This window comes from Gluconobacter oxydans, assembly GCF_006539685.1.
Lineage (GTDB): Bacteria > Pseudomonadota > Alphaproteobacteria > Acetobacterales > Acetobacteraceae > Gluconobacter > Gluconobacter oxydans.
The window spans coordinates 1-10,541 of the sequence record NZ_BJNM01000045.1; the positions used below are offsets into that span (position 1 = coordinate 1).

At 62.5% G+C, this 10,541-nt stretch carries 6 protein-coding genes; 2 read left to right on the top strand and 4 right to left on the bottom strand.

Annotation, left to right across the window (positions count from 1 at the left end):
* Together GOX01_RS11545 and GOX01_RS11550 are read right to left on the bottom strand one after the other, a co-directional pair.
* The coding region (locus GOX01_RS11545) for an efflux RND transporter periplasmic adaptor subunit (protein WP_141259257.1) at positions 1-926 on the bottom strand (926 nt) is incomplete at its 3' end.
* Complete coding sequence (locus tag GOX01_RS11550; RefSeq protein WP_062268953.1) at positions 926-4,123, bottom strand: efflux RND transporter permease subunit; 3,198 nt, start codon at positions 4,121-4,123, stop codon at positions 926-928. The genes GOX01_RS11550 and GOX01_RS11545, both read right to left, overlap by 1 nt.
* 312 nt (positions 4,124-4,435) lie before the next feature.
* Here GOX01_RS11550 and GOX01_RS11555 point away from each other — a divergent pair, with 312 nt between their 5' ends.
* Both GOX01_RS11555 and GOX01_RS11560 read left to right on the top strand, forming a co-directional pair.
* The gene (locus tag GOX01_RS11555; protein ID WP_062268956.1) at positions 4,436-7,588 is read left to right on the top strand and encodes a Hint domain-containing protein; all 3,153 of its coding nucleotides are present in this window, start codon (positions 4,436-4,438) and stop codon (positions 7,586-7,588) included.
* Positions 7,560-9,248 carry a glycosyltransferase family 4 protein gene (locus tag GOX01_RS11560; protein ID WP_051391291.1) on the top strand — a complete coding sequence of 563 codons (1,689 nt, stop codon included), beginning with the start codon at positions 7,560-7,562 and terminating at the stop codon, positions 9,246-9,248. The genes GOX01_RS11555 and GOX01_RS11560 overlap by 29 nt, the downstream gene beginning before the upstream one ends.
* A gap of 11 nt (positions 9,249-9,259) precedes the next feature.
* On the opposite strand, the gene GOX01_RS11565 is transcribed toward GOX01_RS11560, so the two are convergent.
* Positions 9,260-9,805, bottom strand: coding sequence for a hypothetical protein (locus GOX01_RS11565; RefSeq protein WP_034953001.1), 546 nt, complete (start codon positions 9,803-9,805; stop codon positions 9,260-9,262).
* Positions 9,802-10,541, bottom strand: a 740-nt coding sequence (locus tag GOX01_RS11570) for a DUF3500 domain-containing protein (protein ID WP_062268958.1), incomplete at its 5' end; no start/stop codon positions are given. The genes GOX01_RS11565 and GOX01_RS11570, both read right to left, overlap by 4 nt.

The window sequence follows — 10,541 nt, forward strand, 5'->3', positions numbered from 1 at the left end:
AGATTGGCGTCCGTGTTCTTAGCCGTCAGGGCCACGGAGGCAAAGGTGCCGGGCCACAGCAGATGGCCCGGATTATCGAGCACGAATTCCGCAATGGCCGTGCGCGTGTTGGGGTCATAGCCCTTGGACGTCGTCAGATATTTTGCCGTAAACGTCCGCCCCGCATATTGCGGCACCGTAACCTGCGCGGTCATGCCGTCCTGCATGACGTAGGAGAACACTTCCGGAACGGATACGAACAGACGCAGCTTGTCCGTATCCGCGACGGTAAAGAGTTCGGATGCACTCCCCGTGGCGTTCAGGCCACCGCCACCATTATGGACGTAATCGCCAACATTGACCGAACGCGCCGTGACGATTCCGTCAAACGGCGCCACAAGCTGCTTGAAGCGTTCGAGCGCCTCGAAATGATCCACATTGCGCTGCGCAGCCTGCACTTCGGCATTGGCGGACTGTTCATTCGCATTGGCGACTGAAACCGACTGGCCGGACACGGACTGGGACTTGCCCATGGCCCGCCATCGGTTCGCCGTGACGGACGCCAGGTTGTATTTCGCCATGACGGAGGCAAGGCTGGCCTTGGCCTGTGCATATTCGGCATCGAGCGCCGGCGCGTTGATTTCCGCCAGAACATCGCCCTGCTTCACATGCGCGCCATAGTCCTTGTACCACATCTTCACATAGCCCGAGACCTGCGGATAAATCGGCGCCTGATACCAGGCATCGATATTACCAGGCAGCGTCAGGGACACTTTCGGGCTGGTCCGGTGTGGGGAGACGACTGACACGTCAGGAATGGCGCCGGCATTGGTTTGTGCGCGCAGGGTGCTGACGGCATGGACGCGGTCGACGACGAGAAATGCGACGTAGAGGCCCACGGCGCAGGCTCCCGCGCCAAGAATGAACTTACGGGAAAGGGAGGCCATCAGACTGTCTCCTTGTGGCGCGCGGGACGGTTGTGAAGAATTGCGTAGACGCAGGGGACAAACAGCAGGGTCGAGATGGTGGCGACGATCAGCCCACCGATCACGGCCTTGCCGAGCGGAGCATTGGTGGAGTTGGAAATCGCCATCGGCACCATGCCAACCACCATGGCCAGAGCGGTCATGATGACGGGACGGATACGCCCGTAACCGGCTTCCACGGCGGCGCGCAGGGCATCGCCATGTTCCTCGATCCGCTCGCGGGCGAAGGACACGACAAGGATCGAGTTCGCGGTCGCGGTTCCCATGCACATGATCGCACCCGTCAGCGCAGGAACGGAGAGGCGCGTATGGGTCAGGAACAGCGCCCAGGCGATCCCGGCCAGAGCGCCGGGCAGAGCGGTAATGATGATGAACGGGTCCAGCCAGGACTGGAAGTTCACCACGATCAGCAGATAGATCAGCACTACCGAGACGGCGAGGCCAAGCACAAGCTGGTTGTAAGCCCCGTGCATGGTCGTGGCCTGACCCCGGACATCCACCTGCGCAGATGCCGGAACGGTCTTCGCCGTGTCGTTCAGGACCTTGTGCACACCATCGAGAACGGATCCCAGATCGGTGCCTTCTGCCGACACATAGATGTCGATATCCGGCATGGAGTTGTAGTGCGAGACCTCACCCGGCGTGCCGGTCGCCTTGATCGCACTGATGGCGCCCAGAAGCTGGGTCTGGGTTCCGCTCGGATCGCCGTCGCCCTTGTCCACGGGGATCGTCATCAGATCCGTCAGATGGGTCAACTGGTCCTGCGAGACATAGACATTGAGCGGGAAGGTCACGTTGTCGCTCGGGTCCAGCCAGTACTGTGGATCGACCGTGGAACTTCCTGACAGCGCCATCAGCTCGTTATTGGCAAGATCGGCTTCGGTCAGGCCGGTGGCCTGGCTGAACGTCCGGTTGCCCTGAACCATGAGGGTCGGCGTTTTCATGGTCTGCTGGATCACGACATCCGCCGCCCCCGGAATATGCCGGAGCTGACCGAGGATCGAACGTGCATAGGCGTAGTTCTGGCGGATATCGGGGCCGGAAACCTGAATGTCGATCGGAGACGGTGCTCCGAAATTCAGGATCTTGGCCGTCAGATCAGCCGGTTGGAACGTAAAGACCGTACCGGGGAACTGCGCAGAGAGATCCTTGCGCAGCAGGCGACGATAATCCCAGACCGGTGACGCCTCGTTCTTGAGTGTGATGGTCAGGTCGCAGTCCTGCGTTCCGATGCTGGGCGTCGGAATGAAGGCCTGGTTGTGCGGACCTTCCGGCAGGCCGCAGTTGCTGATGATGTCCTCGACCTTGCCGGGCAGGATTTTGTGGATGCGATCATCCACAAGCGCTGCAATCCGCCCCGCAACTTCAATCCGCATGCCCAGAGGCGCACGCATGTGCATCTGCAGAAGGCCGGATTTCGTCTCGGGGAAGAAGTCCCGCCCCGCCGTGGCATAAAGCCCGAGCGAAAGCAGCGAGACGCCAAGGAAAGCCCCCACGAAGGCGATACGACGCTCGACGCAGCGGGTCAGGATGCGGTTGTAGCCTTCCCTGAAGCGAGTGAAACCCCGCTCGAAGCCCTGCTGGAAGCGGCCGAGGAAGCCCTTGCGCGGGCCACCGGCGACCGTCTGGTCCATGTGAAGCGCCTCATGCTCCTGACCATGCAGACCGCTCTTGACGTGATCCGTCAGTAGATATTTCGCCATCGTCGGGACCAGCGTCCGCGAGAGGATGAAGGACGCGATCATGGCGAACATGATGGCCATCGCCATCGGCCGGAACAGGAAGCCCGCCACGCCATCCAGCTCGAACAGTGGCAGCCAGACAATGCAGATGCAGGTCGTGGAAACGAAGGTCGCCACCACGATCTGGTTGGCCGCATCGATGATGGCGTCCTCGAGGCCCTTGCCCATTTCAAGATGGGTGTCGATGTTCTCGATCATGACGGTCGCGTCATCCACGAGAATACCAACCGCCAGCGCCAGACCGCCAAGTGTCATGACATTGATGGACTGCCCGGCCCAGCCCAGCCCGATGATGGAGCACAGGATGGCCAGCGGGATCGACGTCGCAATAATGATCGTCGAACGCCAGGACCCCAGGAACAGCAGCACAACAAGCCCCGTCAGGAACGCGGCTGTGACCATTTCACGCACGACGTCCTTGATGGAATCCTTCACGAAGGTCGATGCATCCGTCAGGACCGAAACATGCACGTCTGGCGGCAGGATGCGGCGCAGGCGCGGCAGAAGGTTCTTCACGCCATTGACGACATCCAGCGTCGAGGCCCCGCCGCCTTTCATGACGACGATCTCCACGCCCTGACGCCCCTTGACGAGAACCACGTTCGTCTGCGGATGGCCCCCGCGATACACATCCGCCACGTCATGGATGTAGATGACCGCATTGCCCACGCGCTTCACCGGAATGTCGCCGATGGCTTTCATGCTGGTGGGGGTGGCGTTGGTCTGCACCATCCAGTCGGTCGCATCGATCTTCTGGTCACCGGCCGGCAGAACGATGTTCTGGTCCCGCATCGCGGCCTGAACATCCATGGCGGACAGATGATGCGCCCTCAGCTGCGCCTGGTTGAGCGCGATCATGACGAAGCTGTCCATGCCGCCATAGGGATGCGCCACGACAGAACCGGGAACCGTAACCAGAAGCGGCCGGACGGAAATGACACCCAGTTTGAACAGATCCGACGGCGTCTGCTTGTCGGACGTGATCTGAAGCGAAATGACCGGCACGGACGAGGCCTCAAGCCGCATGACCATCGGTGCGGGAATATGCGTCGGCAACTGCTGGATCACGGTCTGGGAAATGGCGACGACATCGGCCTCCGCCGGGCCGATATCGGTCCCCGGCTGGAAGTAGATGTTGACGATCCCACGCCCGTAATAGGAGTTGGACTCCATGTGCTCGATGCCTTCGACGGTCGAGGTCACATTGAGTTCGTAATTGTAAATGATACGCCCCGCGAACTGCTCGGGCAGCATCCCGCCATAGGTCCAGACGACCGAGACGACGGGGATGTTGATGTTCGGAAAGACGTCAGTCGGCGTCTTGAAAATGGACATGACGCCAAGCATCACGATCATGATCGACAGGACGACAAAGGTGAGCGGTCGCCTCAGCGCGGTGATGACAATGGCATTCATTCAGCTCGGTTCCCGACAGGGTTACAGCAAGGAAGGGAAACCGGGACGATACGGGCCTTGAAATACAACGTCTTTTAAATCGTGATTTATGGAATATTTTTTACTATTGTTGTTAAAGTAACAAATTATTTATACCAACATTTCCAATTTTTTATAAAGTCATGACTGTTTTTTCATAAACATAAATTTTCGATTTTCATAAATGAAATCATCAGCCTGTCGGACTGGATATGTGTCAAATTAATTTCACACGATGAAGAAGGGCCATTGGAGTAACGGGATAGTCATAAATCCCGGAATGGAAGACCCTGCATGTCCTCGACGCTAAAATCCTTCACTGAAGGCGATCTTGTCATCAGCGTAGTCGGTGATGGTGACGGAAGTGGCACCTATACGGACAATCAGGCGTCTCCCATTACGCTGGAAGAAATCACGACCACCGGTGAAGTCGTCGGCACGATGGTCCTGCCCCAGACGACCACGGTGGTCGATGGTGTCACGGAATATGCGGTCTCAGGCGAATACGGCTCCTCGTCCGAAGGCGAACTCCAGCTCTCGCAGGACGGAGAATCCCTTGTCATCGGCGGCTACGGCATCAATGCCGCAACCTATAACGCAGGCGGCGCGGCCGTTTACGGCGATGCCCGTCTGGCCCAGTCCACCAGCCTGACCGGAACAAGCTATACAGCCGTTCCCCGCGTCGTCGCCGATATCAGCTATGACGGAACGGTCGATACCAGCACGGCCCTGTATGGCGTGTTCAACACCAACAACATCCGCAGCGTCGCCACGGTGGACGGAACCTCGTTTTACATCACCGGTCAGGGCGTAAAGGGCGATACGACCCAGGGCGTCTTCCATGCGGACGATGGCGCCAGCGTTGCAACCGCCATCGACACATCCACCGACACCCGCGTGACCGAGATCGTCAACGGCGTCCTCTATGTCTCGCGCGACAGCACGCAGGGCAGCGGCGGGACGTCCAATATCGCCAGCTACGGTACAACCCTCCCGGTCTCGGCCACGCAGTCCGAAGTCCTGCCCGCCATCGACGGATCGGTCACCCTGACGGCCGCCGAAGAAAACTCCCTCAACGCTTCCGCAGTTGGCACGACGGTCAGCCTCAGCCCGGAATCCTATTTCTTCGCAAGCCCGACCGTCCTGTATGTGGCCGATAGCGGCAACCCCAAGGCAGGCGGCGTGGGCGATGGCGGCCTGCAGAAATGGACCTATAACGGCACCGCCTGGACCCTCGACTACACGCTCTCGGTCGGGCTCAATCTCGTCTCGAACACATCCACATCCGGGACCACGGGCCTGATCGGACTGACGGGCGAAGTGGAAGGGGACGAGGTCGTTCTCTACGCCACGAACGCAACGGTCGGGGATCTCGATCAGACCTATCTCTTTACCGTCACCGATGATCTGGATGCGACGACCGCCCCTGCCGATGAGAGCTTCACGACGCTCGTAACCGCCGCCGCCGACACCAATATCCGCGGCGTCTCCTTCGCTCCGACCGATACGTCTACGGCCAGCGCGGTTATGGTCGCCAATGGCGGCACAAGCACTTCCGCCACCATTTCCAACGGCGGCTCGATCGTCGTCCAGTCGGGCCGCACGGCCACCGGTGCCAGCATCCTCTCCGGTGGCTCCGCCACGATTTCGGGTTTCGGCGCCGCAGACGTCATCGACGAGACGGTCATGGGCACCGGCACGACGCTGAACACAACGGTCAGCGGCGGCAACACAATCGCCACCCTCAGCAGCGGCACGGTCAGCCAGCAGTTCACCTTTGCAGGCAGCGCACTCGCCGCGTCCCTCACCCTTTCAGCAGACAGCACGGGCGGCGTCGAACTCACCACATCATCCGCCACCTCGTCCGGCAGCGACAGTTCAAACGTCGTCTCCAGCGGAGCCACACTCTCCGGCGCGGTGGTCTCCAGCGGTGACACCCTGACCGTCAGCGCAGGCGGCACCATCGTCGGCGCCACCGTCCTGTCCGGCGGCACACTCGACGTTGCAGGCACGGACAGCGGCTCGGTCATCTCGGCGGGCGGTGTGGAAAACATCACCGGCCACGCATCGGGCGGCACGGTCTACGGCACGCAGACACTGGCCACCTCCGGCGCTTCGATCAGCAATGAAACCGTGCTGTCGGGCGGAACGGTCGACATCACCATCAAGGGCGTCACGGCAACCGGGATCACGCTCGACGGGGGAAGCCTCTCCATCGACGGCAATTCCGTCGCCAGCAATACCGTCCTCAAAGATGGCGGCACGCTCGATCTTCTGTCCCCCAAGGCCTCGGTCACGGGAAGCCTGGAATTTGCCGGTGCAGGCACCCTGATCCAGAGCGTCGCCCCGTCCTCCACGGCCTATGGCGTGCAGGCCGTTATTTCCGGTTTCGAAGCGGACGACACGATCGATCTGGAAGGCATGGGGGCCGCTGCAACCCTGAGCAGCGTCACCTCCGGCGGCAACACCCTCGTCACGGTTACGGACGGCAAAACCAGCGAAACCCTGACCTTCGCCGGCGATTACGCAGCAGACTTCTTCGTCCTGGGCGCCGACAGCGCAGGTGGCCTGACCGTCACGGCGGAAGGCACGCCCTGCTATTGTCCCGGCACGGCCATCCTGACCGAAACGGGAGAACGCCCGGTCGAAACGCTGGAAATCGGAGACCGCCTCATCACCCGCGATGGCGCCATCCGCCCGATCCGCTGGATCGGACGCCGCGCCTATGACGGCCGCTTTGCCGCCGGTCGCAGCGATATCATGCCCGTGCGCATTGCCGCAGGTGCTCTGGGCGAAGGCCTGCCGCGCCGCGATCTGGTCATTTCGCCGCTGCATGCCATGTTCCTCGACGGCGCGCTGGTCCCGGCCCACGCACTGGTCAACAACCGGACCATCACGCAGGCTGAACAGGTCGATGTCGTCGAGTACATCCATATCGAACTGGAAACCCACGACATCATCTTCGCTGAAGGGGCCGCGTCCGAAACCTTCATCGATGATGGCAGCCGCGGAATGTTCCACAACGCCCGCGAATACGCCGAACTCTACCCCGATGCCGAACCCGTCGCCGCCCGCTACTGCGCCCCACGCGTGGAGAGCGGGGAAGAGCTCGAAGCCATCCGCGGCAGACTGGATGCCGCGTCCCCGCGCACCGATACGTCATCGATCGAGCTTTACGTGGATCTCGCCACGCGCGGCCGGGTCGCGGGCTGGGCGCGCGATACCCTGCGCCCGCACAGCAGACTGCGCCTGAGAATTCGCACCGGCGAGCTGGTCCTGTGCGAAATGACGGCCGACCGCCATCGCGCGGATCTGCAAGCCGCCGGAAAGGGCGACGGCTTCCACGCCTTCGACATCGACCTCATCGGCGGCCTGTCGGAAGAGCAGCTTGCCGCCCTCGTCATAGAGCCTGTTCTGGATGCGCCCCCCGTCCGCCTGGCAGCCTGAAGAGCTGATGGCCGAGCCGTATGTCGTTCCGGCGCGCCCCACCGTGCTGCCCGGCTATCTGGACATTGCAACGCGCCGACGGATCGCGGGCTGGGCGCAGGCGGGGGAGAGCGGAGAACCCGCCGCCCTGCAGGTTCTCGATAACGGCAGGCTGATCGCGCGGGTCATCGCCAACCAGCACCGTCCTGACCTGAAACAGGCGGGGTTCGGGGATGGACGCTTCGGCTTCGACCTGCTGATCCCCGCGCCCTTGAGCGCCCATGAACGGCACATTATTCAGGTGCGCCGCGAAGCCGACGGAACGGAGCTGATCGGCTCCCCCGTCGTCCTCGAAGCCACCGGCACATTCGACGACGACCTGCGCGAACTCCTGCGACAGGTCGCAGGCGGTGCCCAGACGAATGACGAGCGCGAGACCATTCTGGCTTTTCTCGCACAGATCGCCGACGACCTGCTGACCGATCATGCCCGTACGCAAGGCGGTCAGGAACAGCACGATCATTACCGCCGGCTGGCTCGTCGGCACGGCCCCGAAATCGACGTAAAACCCCGGGCCCCGCGCGCCCTGCTCATTGACGAACACCTGCCGGTCGCCGGGCAGGATGCCGGCTCACAGGCCCTGCTGTCCCACGCCCGCGCACTTCAGGCCCTCGGCTACGACGTCAGCCTTGTCGCCGCCGATGACCTCTCCCCGCCAGCCGGTGTGCAGCACGCGCTGGAAGCGGAAGGCTTCACAATCTGGCGCGCTCCGCATTACGCCTCGGGGGAAGAAATCCTGCGGCGCCAGTCCGGCGCGTTCGATCTGGTCTACTTGCACCGGATCGGCACAGCCTCCCGCTATCTGAGCCTCGCCCGTCATCACCAGTCGGGTGCCACGGTGCTCTACAGCGTCGCCGATCTGCACCACCGCCGCATTGCGGGACAGGCCGAGACCGAAAAACGCCCCGAACTCCACGCGCTCAGCAGAAGAACCCGCCTTGAAGAATGCACGGCCGCCTGGCAGGCCGACGCCGTCCTGACGCACTCGCCCACAGAAGCCGCATGGCTGCGTCAGGCCGTCCCGCAGGCCCGCGTCGCCTGTGTCCCCTGGGCAGTTCGCAAACGCGACCGGACGCCCGATGTCACGACCCGACGTCACATCGCTTTCATCGGAAATTACCGCCACGCCCCAAACCTTGATGCCGCCCTCTGGTTCGCCCGTGAGGTCTGGCCGGAGCTGCGCGCCGCAGATCCGGAACGCGAACTCTGGCTGGTCGGCCCGCATCTGCCGCCTCATCCGCGCTGGCCCGAAGGTGTCCGGGTGCTGGGCCATGTCGCAGACCTTGAGACATCCGTTTTCGACCACGTGCGCCTGACGGTCGCGCCGTTAAGATATGGGGCAGGGATCAAGGGCAAGGTTCTGGAAAGCCTCATGGCCGGCATCCCCTGCGTCATGACACCGACCGCCGCTGAAGGGCTGGACCTTCCGTCGTCTCTGGCAGCGCTCATCGCGGAGGACGCCGCCAGCCAGAGTGCCCGCATCAGCGCCCTGTACGCCGATCCCGATGCCTGCCGCACACTGGGGCAGGCGGCTCAGGCGCATGTCGCCCGCACATTCAGCGCCGATCATACGCAGGCCGCCCTGCGCAAAGCCATCCAGATTGCGCGTCAGCCCCGCTGAAGCCTCACAACTCAGGCCGGATCGGCCATGAGATCCAGCTGATAATCCGACTGGTCCTGCGAACGTATCTGCCGCAACACATGCAGCCCCGGATCCTGCGGGACCAGATAGTTCACGAGCCACACCGCATCAGGGCCGGCCCCGGCATTGCGATACGCCAGATGATTGGCCCCGGTCTTCAGCGCGGCACTCATCCGGAAGCGGAAATCCAGAACCCCTGTCCCCCCGCGCATGGCCTCCAGTGACGGAAAGGTCGTCCCCTCCGGCACCAGGGCCAGAGGCTCCCCGTTCAGGGAGACGGACAGGCCGTGCGCAACCCGCGCCACATAAGCCTGCTGTTCCGCGGGAGACAGCCGACCGTCATGATCGGTATCGATCTGCCCGATGACAGCCCCGGCCACATCCACCCCCGGCACAAGCCGCAGATGCAGGGCGATATGATCACGCGCCGGAGCGATCGTCGTGGCCTGAAGATACTCGTCCAGCCGATGCGCCGAAGCTGTCACGGGCAGCAGCAGGGCCACACCTGCCAGCACCATGCTCCGTATCCTGCTCATGGCGCTGTAAACCGGCTGCCGTAGCTGTTGGTCGGGTCCCGGTAAACCGTATGGACATGCAGCGTCGGATCGCCGCCAACGCCCTGCGGAGAAAACTCGATCAGCAGATGCGGGCCCTGGATACGATAATAGGACGAGCCGTTGCGGTCAGGCTCATGAGTGGTCGGACCGCTCCAGGCAAACCATGTCTCGTCCAGTCCCTCGCGGATTTCCTGCAGGCGCGGCGCGGCATAGGTGTCATTGATGATCCCGGCCCATTCGCCAATGATGTCCATCAGCATCTCTTTCTGCGCCGCATTCAGCGCAGCCCCCCTGATGCCTTCGGGCACAATGGTTTCGCCATCATGCCCGGGCCCTGCCACGAGATCATCCACGGCATAGGGCAGGATCGCCTGCTTGCGCTGCTGCGCATCCAGAGCATCCAGCAGAGCAAAGGCCTTGTCGTTTTCCCCCGCCAGAACACGCACCGTCCTGCCGCCCCGCTTGTAGATCGCAGGCTGGGCCCCCGTCAGGGTCGGGGTCATCACACTATGCGGACCATCGATCACAAGGTTCAGTCCCAGATGATGCCCGCCGAACTGCACCATCCAGGGCGCCGTTTCCGAAGGCTCCCCGAAAATGCCAATGGTGTAGACGGCCCTGCCGGACGCAAAATCGGTCCCGGCATCCGCCAGCGCCTGATCCCCGTCCATGATGTCCTGAACCTTCTGATTGTTTGGTCCCGGGGTTTGATGGG